Raw genomic sequence first — 21723 nt, forward strand, 5'->3', positions numbered from 1 at the left:
ATTCATTGGCTGTCGGCAGAATTATTGTCCGCTCGTCGCCGTGCCCAGCGCGTTCCATTCGTTGATCGCTTCGTTGAAGACGCGCTCGCCCTCCTGCCCTTTCTGAAGGGTGAACAGGGCCCGACGTCCATTGCGATAGGCGACCGGAATGTCCATCCAGTTGCGGCTGCGCAGGAGCTCCAGATTGGTCGCGCGCGCATCGGGGAAATCGTTGAGCGCGATCATATGGAAGTCGTCGGTGATCTTGGCCGGCACCGCTATCAGGGCGTTGCCGCGGTCCTGTTCGGTCTGCTTCATGGCAATGCGCTGCACGCTGTCGATCGCGCCGCCTTCGAAGTCAGGCGGTACGGCAAAGACGATTTCGATCAGGTGGCTCGCCGGCAGGGACGAATCCGTGTTGCGCTTCAAGGTAACAAGCGCGCTAAGTCCCCTTCCCGGCACCGTAACGCGTCCCTGAATGACCGGCTCCTGCTGGCCGTTCGCCCCGGCTTCGCGCTGCAGCGACCACGAGACCGCGCCGTCGATTGCCGTCGGTGCCGTCTGGCCGATTCGCTCCTCGTAGAGGAATATCTTCTCGCCCGACAGTGCCGGAACGTCCGCCGGATTTGCCGATGGCGCATTGGCAGACGGTGCAGCGGCATTCGGAGCGGATTCAGCGGGAGCAGACCCGGCTGGCGCGGGAGCGTTCGATGCCGGTGGGGTTGCGGCAGGCTCCGGCGTTGCGGGTGGCGAGTTGAGCTGGGCCACCGACTGGCCTTCGGCGTTCTGCGCCAGGCTGCCGACATCGCCCGGCCCGTCATCCAACTCGCTGCCATCCGGCATAAGGCGCTGCGTGAATTTCGTCCCGGCAGAAGAGCCGTCTGCCGGCGCCGGCGTCGTAGGAGCCGACGGATTCTCCGCGTTGTTCTGCGGAGCCGGTGCCGGCGTTGCAGGTGTCTCGCTTGGTGTGGGATTGGCAGGCGCCGGTGTCGGCGTCTGCTCTGCCGTCTGGCTGCCCGGCAAGCTGGACTGGATCAAGCCATCGACCATGTCGTTCAGCGAATCACGATTGAGCCAGATCGCATAGCCACCGGCGCCGACCAGAGCCAATCCGATGATGGCGAGAATGATGCCGGCGTAATTGCGCTTGCGGACGGGCGTGACCCGGTAGGGCCGGGCCGGCGCAGGCATGAGGTCATCCGCATCGGCTTCCGTATGCAGCGCGCTCTGCGGCGAGGCGGTCGAAGAGGATGCGTCCTTGTTGTAGCCGATGAGTTCCTCAAGATCGCCCCAAGGATCACTTTCGGCTGATTTCACATCCGTCTTGGGCTTCTGATCAAGATAGTCGGCAAAGGGATCGGCACTTGCCGTCGAGCCTGTTTCCGATCGCGGCGGTGGAATATCCGGAAGATCGGAAACCGAAGGCATCCGAACCGTATCCGCAGCAGCATGGGTTTGCGGATGGAAATGCGCATCGACCGCTTCAGCCGTTACCCCCCGGTCGATCGGCTCGACGGGGCCGGTCGGAACGAGTTCCGGCACGTCGTTCCAAACGGCAGCGACATGGGCCCCGTGGCTCGGGGCAGGAGCCGACGTCTCCTGCCAGCCCCAATCCTCGACCGGCTCCGGCTGCCCCACGACGGACCCGGGCGTCTCAGTACCCGAGGCCTGAACGGGCTCCGGCTGCTCCGGCTCCGAATGGTCGTAGGCCGGAGGCGCCGAGACGGGCTCTTCCGGCGGTATGTCATCACGCCAATCGCCGTATTTCGGGACTGCCGGCTCTTCTTCGGCGGATGCGGAAGCGACGGCCTCCTCTTCACCAAAAGCAGGCGGCTCCCCGACAGGCGCATCCTCGGTTGCACGCTCCGCCTGAATGCCGGCCGGCGACGGCTCCTCAAGGCTCTCGTCCTGTTGAACTGGTGCCGGCTCGACCTCAACCGGCTCGGGCTGGGCCTGGTAGGCTTCGGGCGCTTGCTCTGAAGCCTCTGCCGGCTGCTCTTCCTCGTAATGTTCGGCGACCGGCTGACTGGCCTGCTCTTCGAGCTCTTCCGCCGGTTCCCCTGCGGCCCTTTCGGTCCCCGGCTCTTCGCCGTATTGTTCGACTGGCGCCTCTTCCGTGACCGGCGGCGCGGCAGCAGCATCGTCGACAGGTTCAAGCGCTTCGGTATGTTCGCTCTCGACTTCCGTGATCGCGGCTTCGAGCTTCTCCATCTGCCGAAGCAGCATGTCTTCCGGCGGGCGCGGCTTCATGTTCTCGAGCTGCCGCTGAACGGCACCACGAGCCTTATCATACACCTTCGCACGCATCTCCGGCGTATTGTTCGCCAGTCCGTCAACGGCGCGGCGGATCACCGCAACAAAATCAGCCATCAGCACTTTCTCATGATCGCCGGACCGAAAGCCGGCCGAATGGTAACCAATATTTGACTTTAATCTTCAAATGGGTCGGTCACAAGTATGGTGTCCTCCCGCTCCGGACTGGTGGACAGGAGCGCGACCGGAGCACCGATCAGTTCCTCCACCTGGCGAACATATTTGATCGCCTGGGCCGGCAAATCGGCCCATTTGCGGGCACCGACCGTCGATTCCTTCCAGCCTTCCAGCGTGACGTAGATAGGCTCGGCGCGCGCCTGGGCACCTTGGCTGGCCGGAAGATGGTCGATTTCGACGCCATCCAGCTTGTAGCCGACGCAGATCTTCAGCTCGTCGAGACCGTCGAGCACGTCGAGTTTGGTCAGCGCAATACCGGTGATTCCATTGGTGGCGACCGACTGGCGCACGAGAGCCGCATCGAACCAGCCGCAACGGCGCTTGCGGCCCGTCACAGTACCGAATTCATGTCCCCGTTCGCCCAGGAACTGGCCGATTTCGTCCTTGAGTTCGGTCGGGAACGGGCCTTCGCCCACCCGGGTCGTATAGGCCTTGGTGATTCCGAGGATATAGCCGAGCGAACCCGGTCCCATGCCCGAACCGGCAGCCGCCTGGCCGGCCACCGTATTGGAGGACGTGACGAAGGGGTATGTGCCGTGGTCGATGTCGAGCAGCGAGCCCTGCGCACCTTCGAAAAGGATGCGCGCGCCCTTGCGGCGTTCCCTGTCAAGCAGTTCCCAGACCGTCTCGCGGTATGGGAGCACGCGTTCGGCGACTGAGGTCAGTTCTTCCATGATCGCGGCGTGAGAAACTTCCTTTTCGCCGAGGCCACGACGAAGCGCGTTGTGGTGGGTGAGGATGCGATCGACCTTGCCCGGCAGCGTTTCCATGTCCGCAAGGTCCATGACGCGGATGGCGCGGCGGCCGACCTTGTCCTCATAGGCCGGGCCGATGCCGCGACGGGTCGTGCCGATTTTGGTACCGCTGTTGGAAGCGGCATCCTCGCGCATGGCGTCGAGTTCGCGGTGCAAAGACAGAATCAGCGTCGCATTGTCGGCAATGCGCAGCACCTCGGGCGTTACCGCCACGCCCTCACCGCGCAGCTTCTCTATCTCGGCCACGAAGTGATGGGGATCGACCACGACGCCGTTGCCGATGACGCTGAGCTTGCCCCGCACGATGCCGGACGGCAGGAGGGAAAGCTTGTAGCTGACACCATCGATGACGAGCGTATGGCCGGCGTTATGACCGCCCTGGAAGCGCACGACGATATCGGCGCGCTCGGAAAGCCAATCGACAATCTTGCCCTTGCCTTCGTCGCCCCATTGCGAACCCACCACGACTACATTCGTCATTCTTTGCTTCCTATGATCTGGGCAAAGCCCACGCAACCATACGCGCATCGTCCATAAGTCAATATTGATTGACGAACGGTCGATACGCCACTTCGATTTCCTGCACTGCTTGTTACGGCAAACCGTCCAGGCATTGCAAACGGGCGCATCTATAATGCCTTGGCCGGAGGAAAGCGACCTGTTTGTGACTCCGCCGTGGTTTTTACGTGACAAAAGCGCGAGGCCCGCGCTATTTCCCGCCTCGCCCCTTCAAATCGCCGCGATCCCGCCGGCGCCGGAGACGTGTTTTGCATAAAAAAGCCTATCTTGCCCTCGTCATAGCAACCCTGTGCTGGGGCGGCAACGCGGTGGCAGGCAAACTCGCTGTCGGCCATGTGAGCCCGATGATGCTGACCTTCTGGCGCTGGCTCATCGCCACCGTCATCATCTTCGCGATCTCTGCGCCGCAGCTCAGGAAGGACTGGCCGGTCGTCAGGAAGAACCTGCCGATTCTCATCTTCCTCGGCGTCATGGGTTACGTCGTCTTCAACGCCGCGCTCTACACGGCCGTCAATTACACGACCGCGATCAACGTGACCGTCGAGCAGGTGCTCATCCCGATGTTGATCTTCGTGATGAATTTCGCCCTGTTCCGGATGAAGGTTTCCTTGGCACAGGTATTCGGCTTCACGCTGACATTCATCGGCGGCATCATTACCGCCGTCCACGGGGATTTCGAAACGCTCCGGACGCTGACCGTGAACATCGGCGATGCGATCATGATGATCGCGATCGTCGGTTATGCCATCTATACGGTCGCACTCAGATGGCGGCCGATGGTCAATTGGCGAACCCTGATGGCTGTGCCGGCCCTCGTCGCGATGCTCTTCAGCATACCGCTGGCGGCTTGGGAATATTCGAGCGGCCGGATGATCTGGCCGGATACGACGGGCTGGATCGTTGCGCTTTATACCGCCGTTTTCGCCTCGCTCATCGCGCAGGTCCTCTACATCGTCGGCGTCGGAAAGATCGGCGCCAACCGGGCGGGTCTGTTCATCAATCTCGTGCCCGTCTTCGGCACGCTGCTCTCAGTCGCTATCATCGGCGAGGACCTGCAGATCTTCCATATCGTCGCGCTGGCGCTGGCGCTCAGCGGCATCGCCATCGCCGAATGGGGAAAACCCGCCTCCGTCTGAGAAAGCGGGTTGGAGCGGGAAGAACCGCTTGAAGAATCAGATGTCGTAATAGGCCCGCGTGAGGGCCGGCGCGCGCTCGCGAATCAGGCGCGGCGCCTGGCTCGACATGTCGATGACCGGGCTGTCATTGCCAAGGATCACATCGCCGCGGTCTGTTGCCAGCACCAGGACACGCTCGACGCGGCCTTCCTCGCTCACCGCATAGGCAATCCGCATCGCCTTGGCAGACCAGCCGAGCGAGATCAGATGGTCTCGCTTCAGGTCGGCGCAATCCAGGCAACCGTTAACGCCGAAATCGAGCGAGAGGCCGCCGGCGATATCGTCGAAACAGTCGTCCAGATCGGATATCGTACCGTTGACGGCCGAGTTGACCCGCAGCAGTTCGCGTCGCTTGGCGAAGGTCAGGATCAGCACGGCGTCATCGGCATCCTCATGACGCTCGATGGCCGGGACTTCCGACGTATGGATCTGCGCCGCCATGATAGACGAAAGCGACCGGGCGAAACCGCCGGCGCCGGCGGCATTGGCTTCCTTGCCGTAGATGAGGGCCGTCAGGACGACCGCGGAAATAATGAGCTTCTTGATCATAACGCTGCACCCTGTTTCCATCGGACGGCTCTCCGGCCGCCTTGTCTCTTGATGGCACAACTATACGCAGGGATGGTTTTCAGGGCGCTTAAGCAGATAGATGCAATTTTATTGAAATCCGCTTTTTTCCCGCCTTGAGACAGGCGATTGTCCGATGCGTACGCAAAAAGGCAGCATGCCGGGCGGAAATTGATGCTTTTCGAGACGTACTCGATCTCCTAACCCTGTCGCAAACATGGATGAAAGGCAGGAACAGCATGGGCAAGCCATTTTACTGGAATGAACTCAATACGCTCGATTTCGCTGATCTTTCGCCCGAAAAGACCATCGCCATATTGCCGATCGCTTCGACGGAACAGCACGGGCCCCACCTTCCGGTCGCAACCGACGTGGTGATCGCCAACGGCATGCTCGCCGAACTCAACGCGCAGCGTCCGGAGGATCTCGACATCCTCGTGCTGCCGACCCAGGAGATCGGCAAGGCGAACGAGCACGTCTACGGCCCCGGCACGCTTTCCCTCGGCCCGGAAATCCTCATCCCGATGTGGACCGCGATCGGTGCCAAGGTAGCGGAAACAGGCGTGAGAAAGCTCGTCATCGTCAATTCGCATGGCGGCAATGTCGACATCATGAGCATCGTCGGCCGCGAGCTGCGCGTTCGTCATCAGATGGCTGTGATCGGTACGCAATGGGGCCGCTTCGGCCATCCGGAGGGCCTGATCAGCGAGCACGAACAGAAATTCGGCATCCATGGCGGTGAGGTGGAAACGTCGCTGATGCTCCATTTCCGTCCCGATCTGGTGAGAATGGAGAAGGCGGAGAACTTCATCTCCAAGGCGGAATGGATGAAGACGCAGTCGAAATACATACAACCCACCCCACCGCACGCGCTCGCCTGGCTTGCGCATGACCTGAACCCCAATGGTGTCGTGGGTGATGCTTCGAAGGGGACGGCCGAAAAGGGCGCCCTCATCTGCCGCTACCAGGTGGCGGGTTTCATTGAAATGCTGCGTGATTTCGAGGCCTATTCGCTCGACAACCTCTATTCGCGCTGAGCATCCCGCGCAACTGCCTGCATCGGCACATGCCCCTTGGCCTCCAGCTCGCTCACGATCGCGATAAGCTCCGACAGCAGGAATTCCACGAACAGGCTCGTGGCCGTGTCGAGCGTGGCGCGCGAGCGGGCAAAAAGCTTCATCGGCTGGTGGCGCGCGTGCGGATTGGCAAGCGGCCGGAAGACGAGTTCGCCGCGCCGACATTCCGGCAATACATCGAGCGGGTTGAGCAGCGTCAACCCCGTACCGGCCTTGACAAGCTTCTTCAGCATTTCCGATGCATTGGTCTCGACCACCGGCTCGACCGGTGTGGACAGCGGCGAGAGCGCCAGATTGATGACGTTGCGCAAGCTGGTGCCCGGCTGGGCGAGTACCAGCGGTTCCTGTACGACCTCAGCGAGATCGACAGGCCCCTCCTCGCCGGCCAGCCGGTGCCCCGGAGGCATCACGGCACCGATCGGTATATCGAAATTGGCGAGCGTCCGGATGCCGGGCGTCGCCGGGATGTTGAAACCGAGGCCGAAATCCACTTCCCCTGAAATTACCGGCTGGAGAGTGTTGGAAGGTCCGTCGTTCCTCAAATGGATACGCACGCGTGGGTGCTGCGCGACAAATTGGGCTATGATTTCCGGCAGCGGTCCGGCCGCAAGCCCGACGGTCGAGACCAAAGTCACCTTGCCGGCTTGCGGCATCTTCAACCCTCGGATGCGTGTCTCCATCCGCTCGTAGGTCTTCAGCACCTCGCGGATATGTTCGATGCAAAGCTCGCCGGCCGCGGTCAGCTTCAGCCCGCGCGGCATCCGCTCGAAGATCGGCGCGCCCAATTCCTCTTCGAGCGCAAGGATCTGCCGATTGACCGCCGAGGAAGCGACGTTCAGCCGGGCCGCCGCCTTGCGGATCGAGCCGCAGCGGGCGATCTCGTCGATATAAAGAAGTTTTCGCGAGTGCAGCATTTTATCTCCGGCCCTCATTGCTTCTTTTTTGATCATGCCGCACAATTTGGCAGATCAAAACTCGACCGATGCCTGAAAGGCATCAATGTGGACGAATTTTGATGCTTTTCAAAGAGCAACGCAACCGTACAAATGCTGTGAATGGAATGCTCTCACGATGCCGAAAGGCTTAACAGGGGAACGAAGCGACATGTCCAATATACTGACAATAAAGGGTATTCTGGCCACTGCTGGCCTCTTCGCGGCGACACTTGCAGTAACGCCTGCGAGTGCTCTCGATGAAGTCTCGTACGGCACCAACTGGCTCGCCCAGGCCGAGCACGGCGGCTTCTACCAAGCCGTCGCCGATGGCACCTATGAGAAGCATGGACTGAAGGTGACCATCGTCCAGGGTGGCCCGAACGCCGCCAATCGTGCGCTTCTGATTGCCGGCAAGGTCGATTTCTATATGGGCGGACCGCTTGGCGATATGGATGCCGTCAAGCAGGGCATCCCGCTCATCAGCGTCGCCTCGATCTTTCAGAAGGACCCGCAGGTTCTGCTTGCCCATCCGGATGCCGGCGTCGAGAAATTCGAAGACCTTGCCAAGATGGACACGATCTTCATGGGCAAGGAGGGCTACGTCACCTATTTCGAGTGGATGAAGAAGAACTTCCAGGGTTTCCGCGACGACCAGTACAAACCCTATACCTTCAACCCCGCCCCTTTCATCGCCGACAAGAAGTCCGCGCAGCAGGGCTATCTGACGTCCGAGCCCTATGAGATCGAAAAACAGGCCGGCTGGGCGCCGAAGGTCTTCCTGATCGCCGATGCCGGCTACGGCTCCTATTCGACCATGATCACCACCACGCAGCAGATGATCGACAAGAAGCCCGACATGGTGCAACGCTTCGTCGATGCCTCGATCGAGGGCTGGTACAACTACCTCTACGGCGACAACAAGGCGGCCAACGATCTGATCAAGAAGGACAATCCGGAAATGACGGATGGCCAGATCGCCTATTCGATCGCCAAGATGAAGGAATACGGCATCGTCGAATCCGGCGCCGCCATGGAAAAGGGCATCGGCTGTATCACCGACGAGCGTTACAAGAAGTTCTTCGACTCGATGGTGGCGATCGGTGTCGAACCGGCCGACCTCGACTACAAGAAGGCCTATTCGACCAAGTTCGTCTGCAAGGGCGTCGGAATGGCGCTCAAGAAGTAAACGTGGCTGGCTCCTTTCGCCCCTCACCCCGACCCTCTCCCCGCATCCGGGAGAGGGAACCTGCCATAAGCAGCGTCCGAGGGTGAAGGAAGCCGGCATGCCGGCTGAGGGGCAATCTCTTCGCATTTACTGTCGCAAGGCCCGTAATGACCACGTCCCAAGCACCGCTGATCCCAGCCCCCGGAGACACCCGCAGACGCCCGCTGGTCGTGATGCGCAGCGTCTCGAAAATGTTCTCCAGCGGCACGCTCGCACTCTCCGACATGTCGCTGACGGTCGAACCCGGCGAGTTCGTCAGCCTGCTTGGCCCCTCCGGCTGCGGCAAGTCGACGGCACTCCGGATCATCGCCGGCCTAGGCGACACGACGACGGGTACGATCGACTGGCCGAGCTCGCGCATCAATTCCAAGGGATTGCCGGAGGGCGACATCTCCTTCGTCTTCCAGGAGCCGACGCTGATGCCGTGGCAGACGGTGTTCGGCAATGTCTACCTGCCCTTGAAACTGCGCGGCGTTTCAAAATCCGCGGCCCGTGACGAGATCATGGAGACGCTCGAAACCGTTGGCCTTAAAGACTTCGCCGGCGCCTATCCGCGCGAGCTGTCCGGCGGCATGAAGATGCGCGTTTCCATCGCCCGCGCGCTGGTGACCAAGCCGAAGCTCCTACTGATGGATGAGCCCTTCGCAGCGCTTGACGAGATCACCCGCCAGAAACTCAATGACGACGTGCTGAGGCTCTGGCGCGAAACGGGTATCACGGTGATCTTCGTCACCCATTCCGTCTTCGAATCCGCCTATCTTTCGAACCGCATCGTGGTGATGAAGGCCCGGCCCGGCCGGGTGCATGCGGATTTCCCGCTGGTCACGAGCCTCGGTCGCGACGCGCACTACCGAACTTCGGAAGAATACCGCCAGGCCTGCGAAAAGGTCTCCAACATGCTCCTGGAAGCGATAGGCGGGGAGGAACACTGATGGCGACGACCAGTCTTGAAAGCAATCCGCCCCTTGCGCCTCCGAAGCCCGGCTTTTTCGGCCGTCATCGCGATACGCTCCTGCGCACGCTGATCCCGGTCGGCGTGGTGATCGCGCTGATCCTGCTCTGGCAGTTCATCATCACCGTCAACAGCATCCCGCAATATATCCTGCCGGGGCCGCTGGCGGTCGCCAGTTCGCTCTACAACGATTGGGGCACGCTCTGGCCGGCCCTTTGGGTCACGACTCAGATCACCATGCAGGCGCTGGCGCTTGCGTTGATCGGCGGCGTCGGCATTGCCATCTTCCTGGTGCAGTCGAAATGGATCGAAACGGCCTTCTATCCGATCACCGTCATCCTGCAGGTGACACCGATCGTGGCGATCGCGCCGCTGATTTTGATCTATGCGCCGACGACACAGGTTGCACTGCTCATCTGCGCCTTCCTCGTCGCCTTTTTCCCGATCCTGTCGAACATGGTGCAGGGCCTGAAGAGTGTCGACCATAACCTGCTCAACCTCTTCGATCTTTATGGCGCGTCGCGCTGGCAGACGCTGCTTTATCTCAAACTCCCCTCCTCGCTCCCCTATTTCATGACAGGTTTGAGGATCGGCGGCGGCCTGGCACTGATCGCCGCCGTGGTGGCGGAATTCGCCGCGGGTTCGGCGGGCGCGGGTTCCGGCCTTGCCTTCCGTCTGCTCGAATCCCAGTATCGCCTTAACATCCCGCGGCTCTTTGCGGCGCTGATCCTGCTTTCCGTGCTCGGCGTGGTGATCTTTATGATCACCTCCTTCATCGCCTGGCTCGGTCTGCACCGCTGGCATGAAAGCAGCCTGAAGAGAGAGAACTGATGACTGCCGGCTTCATGCAGCTTCCAGACGCCCGCCGTTTCGCGCTCGTCAACGCGATCTTACCCGGCGTTCTCGTGAAAGGTTTTGCCGCGCCTGCAAGAGAGGGCCTGATCTCGGCGGATCTGATCGTCTCTCAAGGCAGGATCGAAAAGATCCTGCCTGCCGGCACCGCGCCTGCCGATCTCGTCAAGGCAGACCTGCGCAACAGCATGGTCTGGCCCTGTTTCGTCGACATGCATACCCATCTCGACAAGGGTCATTTCTGGGATCGCCGCCCGAACCCCGACGGCACGTTCATGGGCGCGCTCGAGAATGTCCGAGAGGACCGCATCGCCAACTGGACGGCGGACGACATCCGCGCCCGCTTCGAATTTTCGTTGAAAAGCGCCTATGCGCACGGCACGAAACTGATCCGCACCCATCTCGACTCCATCCCGCCGCAGCCGGATATTTCCTTTCCGCTGTTTGCGGAACTGCGCGAGGAGTGGAAGGACAGGATCGCGCTGCAGGCCGTCGCCCTCCTGCCACTCGAATGCGTTCCGGATGAAGCCGTGTTCGACGGCATCGTCAAAACGACGAAACAGCATGGCGGGCTGCTCGGCGGCGCCACCCGCATTCTTCCCGATTTCGAAAATATCCTCGATAAGCTGTTTCGCGCCGCGTCCGACCATGGCCTCGATATCGATCTGCATGTGGATGAAACAGAAGACCGGCAGGTCCTCACGCTGGAAGCGATCGCCGACGCCAAGAAACGCAACCGCTTCGAGGGCGCGGTCACCGTCGGCCATTGCTGCTCGCTGGCGAGGCAGGACGACGAGACGGCAAAGCGCGTGATCGACAAGGTCGCGGAGGCCGGGATTTCCGTCGTGTCGCTCCCGATGTGCAACATGTATCTGCAGGACCGCTACGATGGCCGCACCCCTCGCTGGCGTGGTGTGACCCTGTTTCACGAACTGGTTGCCGCGGGCGTCAAGACCGCCGTCTCCTCCGACAATACCCGCGATCCCTTCTATGCCTATGGCGACATGGACCCGGTGGAAGTCTTCCGGGAGGCAGTCCGCATCCTGCATCTCGACCACCCGCTCGACACCTCGGCCCGCGTCGTCACCTCGACGCCTGCTGAAATTCTCGGCCGACCCGATATCGGCTTGATTGCCGAAGGTGCGCCCGCCGATCTCATCCTCTTCAGCGCCAGGCGCTGGAGTGAATTCCTTTCCCGTCCGCAGGCCGACCGCATCGTGATGCGGAATGGCATGGGCATCGACCGTCGCCTGCCGGATTATCGTGACCTTGACCCGATCATCATGAAAGGCTGAGGCATGGCCGATTACGCCAAGATCAAACAGGAGCTCGAAGGCATCGCGGTGGAGGACAATCCGGCGCTGGTGCGCCAGAAGAGCCGTGATTTCTACTGGTATTCGCCGATCCTGAAGGAAGAGCTCGAAAACGTCACCGCCGACCTCGTGGTCTCGCCGAAGACCGAAGACGAGGTGATCCGCACCCTGAAGGTCGCCTATGCGCATGGCGTACCGGTCACCCCACGCGGCGCCGGCACCGGCAATTACGGCCAGGCCATGCCGCTTTCCGGCGGCATCGTCCTGAATCTCATCAACATGAACAGGGTCAAGGAGATCCATCCGGGCCGCGTGATCGCTGAGCCGGGCGTCGTGATCGCTGAACTTGACCGCCAGACGAGAGCGCATTCCGGCCAGGAACTGCGCTTCCATCCCTCCACCGCCCAGACGGCGACGATCGGCGGCTTCGTCGCCGGCGGCTCCGGAGGCGTCGGCTCGATCCATTGGGGCGGCCTGCGCGACCTCGGTAATATCCTGCGCCTGCGCGTCGTCACCATGGAAGCAGAACCGCGCGTGCTGGACCTCACCGCCTGGGACCTGCAGAAGGTCACGCACGCCTACGGGACCAACGGCATCATCGTCGAGGTCGAGATGCCGCTTGCTCCGGCCTATGACTGGGTGGACGTGCTGGTCGGCTATGACGACTTCATGGATGCGGTACGCTTCGGCGATGCGATCGCCCATAAGAACGGCATCCTCGTGAAGGAAATCGCCCCCATAGCCGCGCCGATCCCCCACGACTACTTCCCCCGTCACAAGCCCTTCATCCGCCATCGCGGCCAATCGGTCTGCGTGCTGATGGTGGCGCCGCATTCCATCGATGCCTTCACCGCCTTCACCGAGCGCCAGAAGGGCGAAATCCTCTTTCGTTCCGACAAGGTCGAGAGCATGAAGGGCATCCCACATGCCTATGAACTTGCCTGGAACCACACGACATTGCGCGCCTTGAAGGTCGATGCGAACTTCACCTATCTGCAGGTCCAGTATCCGGGGCCTGACCATGTTGCCAAGGTCGAGAAAATGGTGAAGATTTTTGGCGACGAAGTGCCGGGCCATCTGGAATTCATCAGGTTCGACGGACGGATGCAGTGCTCCGGCCTGCCGCTGGTGCGCTACACGACCCGGGAGCGGCTGGAGGAGATCATGCAGATCCACCGCGACAACGGCTGCCCGATCTTCAATCCGCACCGCTACACGCTGGAGGAAGGCGGCATGAAACAGACGGACGTGGTGCAACTTGCCTTCAAGAAGGAAACGGACCCGAAAGGCCTGTTGAACCCCGGCAAGATGATCGCCTGGGATAATCCGGACTTCGATTTCTCGGCCGGCAAGAACTACCTCTTCCCCGGACTTGCAGCGGCAGGCGGCTGATGCGCGTTTTGCTTCTCCACTCGCATCCGGTCGAATCGAGCTATGGCTCTGCGCTGTATGAGCAGGCGCGCGAGAGCTTGCGGAAAGCCGGGCATGAGGTAGACGACTGCAATCTCTACGCGGAAGGCTTCGATCCGGTCATGTCCCGCCATGACCGGATGATTTATCACACCTATCCCGACAATCTGGAACTCGTGAGACCTTATGTCGACCGGCTCCAGAAGGCCGAAGGCCTGGTGATCGTCACGCCCGTCTGGAATTTCGGCTGGCCGGCGATGCTCAAAGGCTATTTCGACCGCGTCTGGCTGCCGGGCGTGACCTTCGAGATGGAAGGTGGAAAGCTGATCCGCAAGCTCGACAACATCCGCAAGGTGGCCGTCGTGCTGACCTATGGCGCCACCCGCTGGCGTGCCTTCCTTGCCGGCGACCCGCCAAGGAAGCTCGCCAGGCGCGTGCTGCGTGTCCAGACCAACCCGGCCCGGGCGGTCAAATTTCTCGCCCATTACGACATGAACAATTGCACGCCCGAAACCCGCGCAGCCTTCCTCGCTAGAGTGAAACGCGAGATGGAGCGTTTCTGATCTTCACGTCTCGTAGCGCAGATGGACGATGCCGTCGTTGAACGACAGCACATCGATGAGCTTCATCTGGGCCACGGAATATCCCGCCGGAAAGAGCCGCGTGCCGCGCCCGAGTACGGTCGGATAGACCATCAGGTTATACCGGTCGATCAGCCCGGCCGGCATCAGCGAATGCACCAGACCTGCGCTGCCGTAGATCAGGATGTTGCCGTCGAGCTTTTCCCTGAGCTCCCGGACTTTCGCGACGACATCGCCGGAGAGCACCATCGTATTGTTCCAGCCCGCTTCGGAAAGGCTGTTCGAGGCGACGAATTTCGGCATGCTGTTCATCCGGTCGGCAAAGCCTTCCTCGTCCTTCACCAGCGGCCAGACGGCGGCGAAGCTGTCATAGGTCATGCGCCCAAGCAGCACGGCGGAAGCGGAGAACAGCTCCGCACGCTTGAATTTGTCGCCGTCCGGTCCGCGCGTGAAGGGCCCGGTCCAGTCGCCGAGACCGGAATTCTCCATCCCGACCGGGTCTTCAATCACGCCATCAAGCGAGATGTACTGCGAAACGATGATTTTGGCCGTCATTGGCTCTCTCCTCGGGCTTTGCGTTTCAAAGCGCATCCGCGCCTTCCACCCAAGGACGCCGCAGCCCTCACTTCGCCGACATCAGTCTGTGCGAAACAAGATTTTTCCTTGCCTTCAGCATTGGGCACCGCGCCGCAAACGCAAGGCCTCAGCCTCGACCGCGGTAATTCGGGCTCCGGCATCTGTCATTTCCGGCCCGTCGACGTTTTCGGAAATGAAAAGAAACCGATCCGCGTCAGCACCCGCAGACGTCACGGTCCGATAGGTCTCCCACCGATGGTGAATTCTGGCCGCCACATGCAGGGAGGGAACATTCTCCGGACTGACGATCGAGACAACTCGCCGGAATCTCAGTTTGGTGAGGCCGTAGTTCCGGCAGGCGGAGGCGGCCTCGATGGCATAACCACGCCCCAACCATTCGCGCCGCAGATGATAGCCAATCTCCGGCTCCAAGCCTGATGGCGTTTTCTGCAGCGTAATCCCGCAGTCGCCGATCAGTTCGCCGCTCGCCTTCTCGACGATTCCCCAAAGGCCGAAATCATTTTCCGCATAGCTTTGAAAGGCAAGCTTTTCGAACCAGGCGAACGTCTCCTCCAGGGTCTTGGAGCGCGGATAATACCGCATGCTCTCGGCATCGCCGAAGATGCGATGCAGGATAGGCACGTCGGCTCGCTTGAGCTTCCGCAAGACCAGTCGATCGGTGTCAAGAACCTCCGGCATATTCCCTCCGCTGCTCGATGGAGTCGGTCTTTACTTGAGAACGCTTTTTTGCGCTATTCGTCATCTCGACTGTTGATTCAAGGACATGCGAACGATGACGAACCAAGCCTCACCGATCGCCGGTTTTCTCCGCCCCCTTCACTCCCGCGATCCGGACGAACATCACCGCGTCGCGACCTCGCTCGAATTGCTGTTCGACCTCGTATCGGTGATCGCGATTGCCTCTGCCGCCGCCGGCCTGCACCATGCGATTGCGGAAAACCACGCCGCCCAGGGCGTCATCACCTTCGCCATGGCCTTCTTCGCCATCTGGTGGGCCTGGATGAATTTCACCTGGTTCGCCTCGGCCTACGACAATGACGACGTCGTCTACCGGCTCTTGACCATGGTTATCATGGGCGGCTCGCTGACGATGGCCGCCGGCATTCCGGCACTCTTCACGGAAGAGCCGGATTTTACCATGGTGATCTTCGGTTATGTGATCATGCGCATTGCCATGATCGTCCTCTGGCTTCGCGCCGCCTATCACGATCCCAACCGCCGCCGCACCGCGCTTGCCTATGCGGCCGGCATCTTCATCGCCCAACTCTATTGGGTCGCCTTCCTTGCCGTGCAGCCGGTCTCCACCGGCACGGCCTATGCCATGTTCGTGATCGGCGCCATTCTCGAAATCGCCGTCCCCGCGATTGCGGAGCCTCTCAGCGCCAACACGCCCTGGCATCGCCATCATATCATCGAGCGTTACGGCCTTTTGAACATCATCGTGCTGGGAGAAACGTTGCTCTCCGGCTCCATGGCGCTCAGGCAGGTGGCTGGCCATTTCGACATCATGCTGGTGTACACGGCGCTTTCGGCACTCGTCATTGTCTTCGCGCTCTGGTGGGCCTATTTCGCCCGCCAGGAGCATCTCGGCTCCCGCAAGCTCAGCCGGTCGTTGTTATGGGGTTACGGCCATTTCTTCATTTTCGCGTCCGGGGCGGCCGTCGGGGCAGGCTTTGCCGCGCTGGTCGACATCATCACCCATCATTCGGAAGTGCCGCTTCTCGTCGGTGACTATGCGGTGGCGATCCCCGTCGCCATCTATTACGCAAGCCTCTGGTTTGTGCGCGACCGCTTTGCCTGTAACGGCTTCTCTCGTTATGCGCTCCTCATCTTCGGTCTGCTTGGCCTCGTCGCGCCGGCAATCGGGCTCGGCTTGGAAGGCATTGCCGCAACGACTGCGCTTGGCGTCATCGTCCGCAATTCGCTGGCGGCGCATGAAGAATCTGGAGGCCATATCGGCCACTAAACTTTTCCTTAAATTTTACCGGTTATTAATCTCTCGAACTTGAGAGATTAAGCGATGCGTATTGCGTTTTTCATCGCCCTCATGGCCCTCACATTGACCGCCTGCGCCTCCGCGCCGAGCCGGGTCACGAATGCCTGCGCGATCTTCGAGCAGAAGGACGGCCTCTTCAACAACTGGTCGCGCCAGGCCAAGGCGGCGGAACGGGAATTCGGCGTGCCGGTGCCGACCCTGATGGCGACGATCTACGTCGAATCCGGCTTCCGGCCCTATGCCAAGCCGCCGCGCAAATATGTCCTCGGTATCATCCCGTGGGGACGTGTTTCTTCCGCCTACGGCTACGCGCAGGCGCTCGACGGCACCTGGCTCCAGTACAAGAAGGAGACGGGCCGCTGGAGGGCAAGCCGCAGCGATTTCGGCGACGCCGTCCATTTCGTCGGCTGGTATCACAATCAGAGCCACGTCAAGAATGGCATTCCGCTCTCCGACAGCTATAATCTCTACCTTGCCTATTATTCCGGCCAGGCGGGTTATTCGCGCGGCCAGTTCTCCTCCGGCACGCGGCAGGCGGCACGGAAATCCGCCAGCATGGCGGAACGATACGAAGCCCAGCTCAGAAGCTGCGGGTACTGAGCGTCTTCCTAACCGCCAACGATGAGTCGTAATCCGCAAGAAAGGGTCACGTCGCAGATCCGTGCGTGACATGATCTGAAGCAGACACAACAATAAAGAGAAAAGAAATCACCCATCATCCACGGTTGCAGACCAAATAAAATTGAGGCAATATCCGCGGCGGATGGGGGCAGATAGATGCGGAAAGGCATTTATACGACGTTTATTGCTTTACTTGTTTTGGCCGGCTGCGGAACGATTTACTATCGTGATCTGAAACCCGGCTCCTTCAGCGGCAAGCTCTTTGTCATGTGGGTCGGCGAAGGCAATTCCAGCGGAGACGGCAAGTTCGTCTTTGTCCCGGCTCCCGGAAATGAGCTCACCTTCACGCGGCCTTCGGGCAGCCACACGGCAGGCGTCATAAAGCCGGGCGTCATGTACACCGACGGCGGCTCCATCCCGAAGATCGCCCAGATGTTCAAGGGACTTTCACCTTGGGGTTATGCGCCGGCCTACATGATTCACGACTGGCTTTTCGTGGCGAGGCATTGTCTCGTGGACCAAGCTCCGGATGCCCGCTTTCAAGACCTAAGCGATGTCGACTTCGACGAGTCAGCCAGGATCGTCGGGGAGGCCATCCATGCCCTCATCGATGAAAGGAAGGTGGCAAGGAACGACCTTGCCGGAGAAGCGGTGACCTCTGCCGTGAGCAGTGGCATTGCAAGACGTCTCTGGGACGAGAAAGGCGCCTGCGAAAGATCACAGATCTCGAAGGAGCACCTCGCTGAAATAAATGCGGTATTTCCCGATATTTCAACAAGTGCCAAATTGCGAACCTTCCGGCTTCCTCCCGATATGCCGCAAGTTCCCCCGCGACGGCAGGCAAGGATTATATCTGTTGTCGAATTTTGACGGCGCTCAAAACACCTTGGCGGCCGTCACTTCCACTTCGACCAGGAATTCCGCCCGGGTGAAGCCGCTGACGATGATGAGCGTCGACACCGGCTTCGGGTCGAGCGTGTAGCGGTCGCGCACCGCCATATAGGCCGGAAAGTCCTCGCGGCTCGTCACAAAGCCGGAAATGCGGATGACATCCGCATAGGTCATGCCCGCCTCTTCCAGGATCGCGCCGATCGCCTGGAAGCAAAGCTCCGCCTGCCTGGTCACGTCCGGCGGTATTTTCTCGTCAGGCGAAATGCCGAGTTGGCCGGAAGTCACCAGCAGGCTCGCGCCCGGCGGTACCAGAAGTCCATGATTGTAAGCACCGAACGGTTTGCGCACGGAAGGAGGATTGAAAACACGATTCATGGGGCAAGCTCTTCGGTTCGTGCTGGATGCATCGGACGGTAAACCAGCAAATCGATTCTCTCCACCGGATTCAAGGCATCGGTGGTGTTACGCCACGCCGGCAACATTGCAGAGGTGCCGTTGAAGAGGGCACGCGATTTCCGGGCCTCTTGCCTCGCCCCTCTTTCTGATTATCCTTCATCAGGGATTATGCAGGGACAAAGGAGGGGAGATCCATGTCGCGCGCTGTCGCCCAATGGTGGCGTTATCCGGCTTTTGCCCTCGGCATTTTCGGGAGCGAGAAATCCTTTCGCAAGAATCCGCTGCTCGGACATCCTCGCCTCAATGAACTCGGCCTGCACCGCGAGCGCGTTCGCCTCGCCGCCCGCATGGCGAGTTACCGTCGCAAAGTGCTCGGCATATCAGTGAGCGCCGAAGAAAGAGCAGCCTTCGATCAGGACGGCTTCATCATCCGCGAGAACGCCCTCCCCGCAGACGTCTTCCAGCGCATCCGTGATTTTCTCCAGAACGAGCCGCTGCCCGCACGCGAGATGCGGCAGGGACAGGCGGTGACGCGGATGATCCCCATCAATCCACAGCTTCTGGCGAAGATGCCGGATATGGCGCGCTTCAGCCATGATCCGTCGATCGCCGGCCTCATTCGTTATGTGGGAGGCGCCGGAGGGGATCCGGTCTATTTCATCCAGACCGTCATTGCCGAACCGGCGGTCAAGCAGGCGGACCCGCAGACCGCCCTGCACGCGGACACGTTCCATTCAACATCCAAGGCCTGGCTGTTTCTGCAGGACGTCGGTCCGGACGACGGACCATTCGTATTCGTGCCCGGTAGCCACAAGCTGACCGAAAAGCGGCTGGAATGGGAATACCGGCAAAGCCTGCTGGCCAATTCGGACAAACGCTCCCACCATGCGGACGGATCGTTCCGTATCACGCCCGCGGAACTGTCGGAGCTTGGCGACTTCGCGCCGCAGAAGGTGGCGGTACCTGCCAACACGCTGGTGGTGGCCGATACCTATGCCTTCCATTCGCGTGCCGTCAGCGACAGGCATACGACCCGGGTGGAACTGCACGCCTATCATCGCGCCAATCCCTTTACGCCGCTGCCCTTCTCGCCCACCAGCCTCATTCCGGGCATCCGCGACCGCCAGCTCGATCTCTATCTCATGTTCGCGGACCGCAAGGCGAAGAAAGCCGGCAGGCAGCCGGTCTGGAAGGATGTCGGCGCCTGCACCGCCTTTTCCGAGCCGCATATCTGACAACGGCCCGCTCAATCCCCGTAGCCGACGATCCCCTTGATTTCGAGGAAGTCGTGGATGCCCCAGTCTGCATATTCGCGACCGTTGCCGGACTGCTTGTAACCGCCGAAGGGTGCGAAAAGGTCCCATTCCGGATAATTGATGTAGACGGAACCGGCCCGCAGGCGCGACGCCACCTTGCGGGCATGACCGAGTTCACCCTGAATATAGGCGGCAAGCCCGTAGGGCGTATCGTTGGCGATCTCGACCGCCTGCTCTTCCGTCTCGTAGGAAAGAACGGAAAGAACCGGCCCGAAAATCTCCTCGCGGGCAATGGTCATGTCGTTGGTGACATGCCCGAACACGGTCGGACGTACGTAATAGCCGCGATTGAGCCCGTCGGGCCGGCCCGGCCCGCCGGTCACGAGCGTCGCGCCCTCGGAAATGCCGGCCTCGATCAGCCGCTGGATCTTGTCGAACTGCGTCTGGCTGACGACCGGGCCGAGATCGGTGCCGTCGGCGCGCGGATCGCCGGTTTTGAGCTTCTCCGCAGCCGTCTTGGCAATCTCAAGCGCCTCGTCATGGCGCGTCGCCGGCACGAGCATGCGGGTCGGCGCATCGCAGGACTGGCCCGAATTGCCGAAACAGGCCGTCACACCTTCCGCCACGGCTTTTTCGAAATCCGCATCCGGCAGGATGATATTGGGCGATTTGCCACCGAGTTCCTGCGCGACGCGCTTCACCGTATCGGCAGCCGTCTTGGCGACGACGATGCCGGCGCGGGTTGAGCCGGTGAAGGAGACCATGTCCACATCCGGATGGCCGGCCATGACCTGTCCCACGTCCGGGCCCGTGCCGTTGACGAGGTTGAAGACGCCCTTCGGCGTGCCGGCGGCTTCCATCACCTCGGCGAAGATGACGCCGGAAATCGGCGCGATCTCGGAAGGTTTGAGCACCATGGTGCAGCCGGCTGCGATCGCAGGTCCGACCTTGCAGGTGATCTGGTTGAGCGGCCAGTTCCAGGGCGTGATGAGGGCTGAGACGCCGATCGGCTCCTTGACGACCATTGTCGTGCCGCGCCTCTCGGTGAATTCGTATCTCTCCAGCGCCTCGATCGTGGCGCCGAGATGTCCCTTGCCGGCCGCTGCCTGCGCCTCGCGGGCAAAACCGAGCGGCGCACCCATCTCCCGTGAGACGGCCTGGGCTATGTCTTCGTAGCGCTTTTCATATTCCACGAGGATGCGCTTTAAGAGCGCCAGCCGTTCGCCCTTCGGCCATTGGGAAAAGGAGGCGAACGCGGCTCTCGCGGCGACGACCGCCTTGTCCACATCCGCCGTCGAACCGAGCGCGATCTGCGTATAGGCCTCTTCGGTCGAAGGGTCGATGACATCGAGCGCGACGGGGATTTCGGGCTTCACCCAGGCCCCGTCGATGAAGAACTTCAGATGGTTGCTCATGGAAGACCTCCGGACAGCCAGAGAAACGGCATGGCCACTATCGGCCAAGCCCCTATCCCTCGCAAGTCCGGAGTTTCCCCTGAGACCCTATACCCCGTAAGGCGTGAAAAACGTCTTGATGGCTTCGATCTCGTTCGGCCGGATTTCGTGGCCGCCGCCATGCCATTCGAGCGTCACCGTATCGCCCTGCCGCTTCAGATAGTCGGCAAGCGCCACCGTTTGCGGCACCGGGCAGATCGGGTCGTTCTCGCCGGCCGTGATCAGCACATGCGCTTCTTCACCGGCCTTGCGGTCCTTCGGCGAAAACGGGATCAGCGGATGCATCAAGACCCCGGCCTCGAACAATCCGGGCTTCTCGATCATGATATTGGCGAGAATGTTCGCACCGTTCGAGAAGCCGAGGCCGAGCACGGTCGAGGATTCGTAGCGGTCGCGGTTGGCGGCCACGAACTCGCTCATCCGCTCGGTTGCACGCGCCAGGTCGTCGCAATCGTAGACCCCCTCCGCCTTGCGCCGGAAGAAGCGGGCCGCGCCGTGTTCGGACACGTCGCCGCGCGGCGAGATCACCGTCGCGCCGGACAAAAGCCTGCCGCCGAAATCGAAGAACTGGTTCTCGTCGCCGCCGGTGCCATGGAAGACGAACAGGATCGGCGATCCGGGCGCACCGGCCTTTGCCCGGTGCACGTAGCTGTCGTAACTCATTGGATTCTCCTGAAATCTGC

Annotated in this window: 21 protein-coding genes; 12 read left to right on the forward strand and 9 right to left on the reverse strand. The window is 61.0% G+C overall.

What is annotated here, in order from left to right:
* Positions 1-21: 21 nt before the first annotated feature.
* Together ABK249_RS05120 and ABK249_RS05125 are read right to left on the reverse strand one after the other, a co-directional pair.
* Positions 22-2349: a hypothetical protein gene (locus ABK249_RS05120; protein WP_348862371.1), complete on the reverse strand. Its 2328-nt coding sequence runs from the start codon at positions 2347-2349 to the stop codon at positions 22-24.
* Positions 2350-2408: 59 nt separating this feature from the next.
* Complete coding sequence (locus tag ABK249_RS05125; RefSeq protein WP_227703677.1) at positions 2409-3704, reverse strand: adenylosuccinate synthase; 1296 nt, start codon at positions 3702-3704, stop codon at positions 2409-2411.
* 287 nt (positions 3705-3991) lie between these two features.
* On the opposite strand from ABK249_RS05125, the gene ABK249_RS05130 reads away from it, so the two are divergent.
* Positions 3992-4879 (forward strand): DMT family transporter, encoded by an 888-nt coding sequence (locus ABK249_RS05130; protein WP_227703678.1) that lies wholly within the window; start codon positions 3992-3994, stop codon positions 4877-4879.
* Between the two features lie 36 nt (positions 4880-4915).
* Here the strand turns inward: ABK249_RS05130 and ABK249_RS05135 are convergent, their stop codons facing one another.
* On the reverse strand, positions 4916-5467 hold the full coding sequence (locus ABK249_RS05135) for a transglutaminase-like cysteine peptidase (protein ID WP_227703679.1): 552 nt from the start codon (positions 5465-5467) through the stop codon (positions 4916-4918).
* 257 nt (positions 5468-5724) lie between these two features.
* Between ABK249_RS05135 and ABK249_RS05140 the strand changes: the two genes are divergently transcribed.
* Positions 5725-6522 carry a creatininase family protein gene (locus ABK249_RS05140; protein ID WP_348862373.1) on the forward strand — a complete coding sequence of 266 codons (798 nt, stop codon included), beginning with the start codon at positions 5725-5727 and terminating at the stop codon, positions 6520-6522.
* Here ABK249_RS05140 and ABK249_RS05145 read toward each other — a convergent pair.
* Positions 6510-7475 carry a LysR family transcriptional regulator gene (locus ABK249_RS05145; RefSeq protein WP_227703681.1) on the reverse strand — a complete coding sequence of 322 codons (966 nt, stop codon included), beginning with the start codon at positions 7473-7475 and terminating at the stop codon, positions 6510-6512. The genes ABK249_RS05140 and ABK249_RS05145 overlap by 13 nt on opposite strands.
* Before the next feature lie 190 nt (positions 7476-7665).
* Between ABK249_RS05145 and ABK249_RS05150 the strand changes: the two genes are divergently transcribed.
* From ABK249_RS05150 to ABK249_RS05175, 6 genes are all read left to right on the forward strand, one after another.
* Positions 7666-8682 (forward strand): ABC transporter substrate-binding protein, encoded by a 1017-nt coding sequence (locus ABK249_RS05150; protein WP_348862374.1) that lies wholly within the window; start codon positions 7666-7668, stop codon positions 8680-8682.
* 146 nt (positions 8683-8828) lie between these two features.
* A complete protein-coding gene (locus tag ABK249_RS05155) occupies positions 8829-9653 on the forward strand; it encodes an ABC transporter ATP-binding protein (protein ID WP_348862375.1) in 825 nt (274 codons plus the stop codon).
* Positions 9653-10504, forward strand: a complete 852-nt coding sequence (locus tag ABK249_RS05160) for an ABC transporter permease (RefSeq protein ID WP_227703684.1) — start codon at positions 9653-9655, stop codon at positions 10502-10504. The genes ABK249_RS05155 and ABK249_RS05160 overlap by 1 nt, the downstream gene beginning before the upstream one ends.
* Positions 10504-11820: a cytosine deaminase gene (locus ABK249_RS05165; protein ID WP_227703685.1), complete on the forward strand. Its 1317-nt coding sequence runs from the start codon at positions 10504-10506 to the stop codon at positions 11818-11820. Before ABK249_RS05160 ends, ABK249_RS05165 begins: the two co-directional genes overlap by 1 nt.
* Before the next feature lie 3 nt (positions 11821-11823).
* Entirely contained in the window at positions 11824-13230 is a 1407-nt protein-coding gene (locus ABK249_RS05170; protein WP_227703686.1) for an FAD-binding oxidoreductase, read from the forward strand.
* A complete protein-coding gene (locus tag ABK249_RS05175) occupies positions 13230-13811 on the forward strand; it encodes an NAD(P)H-dependent oxidoreductase (RefSeq protein ID WP_037149131.1) in 582 nt (193 codons plus the stop codon). The genes ABK249_RS05170 and ABK249_RS05175 overlap by 1 nt, the downstream gene beginning before the upstream one ends.
* Before the next feature lie 3 nt (positions 13812-13814).
* On the opposite strand, the gene ABK249_RS05180 is transcribed toward ABK249_RS05175, so the two are convergent.
* Together ABK249_RS05180 and ABK249_RS05185 are read right to left on the reverse strand one after the other, a co-directional pair.
* Positions 13815-14384 (reverse strand): dihydrofolate reductase family protein, encoded by a 570-nt coding sequence (locus ABK249_RS05180; protein WP_227703687.1) that lies wholly within the window; start codon positions 14382-14384, stop codon positions 13815-13817.
* Positions 14385-14498: 114 nt separating this feature from the next.
* On the reverse strand, positions 14499-15104 hold the full coding sequence (locus ABK249_RS05185; RefSeq protein WP_320443028.1) for a GNAT family N-acetyltransferase: 606 nt from the start codon (positions 15102-15104) through the stop codon (positions 14499-14501).
* A gap of 94 nt (positions 15105-15198) precedes the next feature.
* On the opposite strand from ABK249_RS05185, the gene ABK249_RS05190 reads away from it, so the two are divergent.
* The 3 genes from ABK249_RS05190 (at position 15199) to ABK249_RS05200 (ending at position 17913) form a co-directional block, all read left to right on the forward strand.
* A complete protein-coding gene (locus ABK249_RS05190) occupies positions 15199-16392 on the forward strand; it encodes a low temperature requirement protein A (RefSeq protein ID WP_348862377.1) in 1194 nt (397 codons plus the stop codon).
* A gap of 54 nt (positions 16393-16446) precedes the next feature.
* On the forward strand, positions 16447-17022 hold the full coding sequence (locus tag ABK249_RS05195) for a transglycosylase SLT domain-containing protein (protein WP_037149126.1): 576 nt from the start codon (positions 16447-16449) through the stop codon (positions 17020-17022).
* A gap of 177 nt (positions 17023-17199) precedes the next feature.
* Entirely contained in the window at positions 17200-17913 is a 714-nt protein-coding gene (locus tag ABK249_RS05200) for a hypothetical protein (RefSeq protein WP_348862378.1), read from the forward strand.
* Positions 17914-17919: 6 nt separating this feature from the next.
* On the opposite strand, the gene ABK249_RS05205 is transcribed toward ABK249_RS05200, so the two are convergent.
* Positions 17920-18309 (reverse strand): RidA family protein, encoded by a 390-nt coding sequence (locus tag ABK249_RS05205; RefSeq protein ID WP_037149124.1) that lies wholly within the window; start codon positions 18307-18309, stop codon positions 17920-17922.
* 215 nt (positions 18310-18524) lie between these two features.
* Here ABK249_RS05205 and ABK249_RS05210 point away from each other — a divergent pair, with 215 nt between their 5' ends.
* Positions 18525-19565, forward strand: coding sequence for a phytanoyl-CoA dioxygenase family protein (locus ABK249_RS05210; protein WP_348862380.1), 1041 nt, complete (start codon positions 18525-18527; stop codon positions 19563-19565).
* Positions 19566-19576: 11 nt separating this feature from the next.
* On the opposite strand, the gene ABK249_RS05215 is transcribed toward ABK249_RS05210, so the two are convergent.
* Together ABK249_RS05215 and ABK249_RS05220 are read right to left on the reverse strand one after the other, a co-directional pair.
* A complete protein-coding gene (locus ABK249_RS05215) occupies positions 19577-21001 on the reverse strand; it encodes an aldehyde dehydrogenase family protein (protein ID WP_348862381.1) in 1425 nt (474 codons plus the stop codon).
* 87 nt (positions 21002-21088) lie between these two features.
* Positions 21089-21703 carry an alpha/beta hydrolase gene (locus ABK249_RS05220; RefSeq protein WP_348862382.1) on the reverse strand — a complete coding sequence of 205 codons (615 nt, stop codon included), beginning with the start codon at positions 21701-21703 and terminating at the stop codon, positions 21089-21091.
* Positions 21704-21723: the final 20 nt, after the last annotated feature.

Source organism: Neorhizobium phenanthreniclasticum (genome assembly GCF_040066075.1).
Lineage (GTDB): Bacteria > Pseudomonadota > Alphaproteobacteria > Rhizobiales > Rhizobiaceae > Neorhizobium > Neorhizobium petrolearium.

Coding starts and splice junctions, on each gene's coding strand:
- ABK249_RS05175 (WP_037149131.1), top strand. CDS start 13,230: ATGCGCGTTTTGCTTCTCCACTCGCATCCGGTCGAATCGAGCTATGGC.
- ABK249_RS05170 (WP_227703686.1), top strand. CDS start 11,824: ATGGCCGATTACGCCAAGATCAAACAGGAGCTCGAAGGCATCGCGGTG.
- ABK249_RS05190 (WP_348862377.1), top strand. CDS start 15,199: ATGACGAACCAAGCCTCACCGATCGCCGGTTTTCTCCGCCCCCTTCAC.
- ABK249_RS05120 (WP_348862371.1), bottom strand. CDS start 2,349: ATGGCTGATTTTGTTGCGGTGATCCGCCGCGCCGTTGACGGACTGGCG.
- ABK249_RS05180 (WP_227703687.1), bottom strand. CDS start 14,384: ATGACGGCCAAAATCATCGTTTCGCAGTACATCTCGCTTGATGGCGTG.
- ABK249_RS05150 (WP_348862374.1), top strand. CDS start 7,666: ATGTCCAATATACTGACAATAAAGGGTATTCTGGCCACTGCTGGCCTC.
- ABK249_RS05140 (WP_348862373.1), top strand. CDS start 5,725: ATGGGCAAGCCATTTTACTGGAATGAACTCAATACGCTCGATTTCGCT.
- ABK249_RS05160 (WP_227703684.1), top strand. CDS start 9,653: ATGGCGACGACCAGTCTTGAAAGCAATCCGCCCCTTGCGCCTCCGAAG.
- ABK249_RS05200 (WP_348862378.1), top strand. CDS start 17,200: ATGCGGAAAGGCATTTATACGACGTTTATTGCTTTACTTGTTTTGGCC.
- ABK249_RS05210 (WP_348862380.1), top strand. CDS start 18,525: ATGTCGCGCGCTGTCGCCCAATGGTGGCGTTATCCGGCTTTTGCCCTC.
- ABK249_RS05215 (WP_348862381.1), bottom strand. CDS start 21,001: ATGAGCAACCATCTGAAGTTCTTCATCGACGGGGCCTGGGTGAAGCCC.
- ABK249_RS05165 (WP_227703685.1), top strand. CDS start 10,504: ATGACTGCCGGCTTCATGCAGCTTCCAGACGCCCGCCGTTTCGCGCTC.
- ABK249_RS05195 (WP_037149126.1), top strand. CDS start 16,447: ATGCGTATTGCGTTTTTCATCGCCCTCATGGCCCTCACATTGACCGCC.
- ABK249_RS05205 (WP_037149124.1), bottom strand. CDS start 18,309: ATGAATCGTGTTTTCAATCCTCCTTCCGTGCGCAAACCGTTCGGTGCT.
- ABK249_RS05155 (WP_348862375.1), top strand. CDS start 8,829: ATGACCACGTCCCAAGCACCGCTGATCCCAGCCCCCGGAGACACCCGC.
- ABK249_RS05220 (WP_348862382.1), bottom strand. CDS start 21,703: ATGAGTTACGACAGCTACGTGCACCGGGCAAAGGCCGGTGCGCCCGGA.
- ABK249_RS05145 (WP_227703681.1), bottom strand. CDS start 7,475: ATGCTGCACTCGCGAAAACTTCTTTATATCGACGAGATCGCCCGCTGC.
- ABK249_RS05135 (WP_227703679.1), bottom strand. CDS start 5,467: ATGATCAAGAAGCTCATTATTTCCGCGGTCGTCCTGACGGCCCTCATC.
- ABK249_RS05185 (WP_320443028.1), bottom strand. CDS start 15,104: ATGCCGGAGGTTCTTGACACCGATCGACTGGTCTTGCGGAAGCTCAAG.
- ABK249_RS05125 (WP_227703677.1), bottom strand. CDS start 3,704: ATGACGAATGTAGTCGTGGTGGGTTCGCAATGGGGCGACGAAGGCAAG.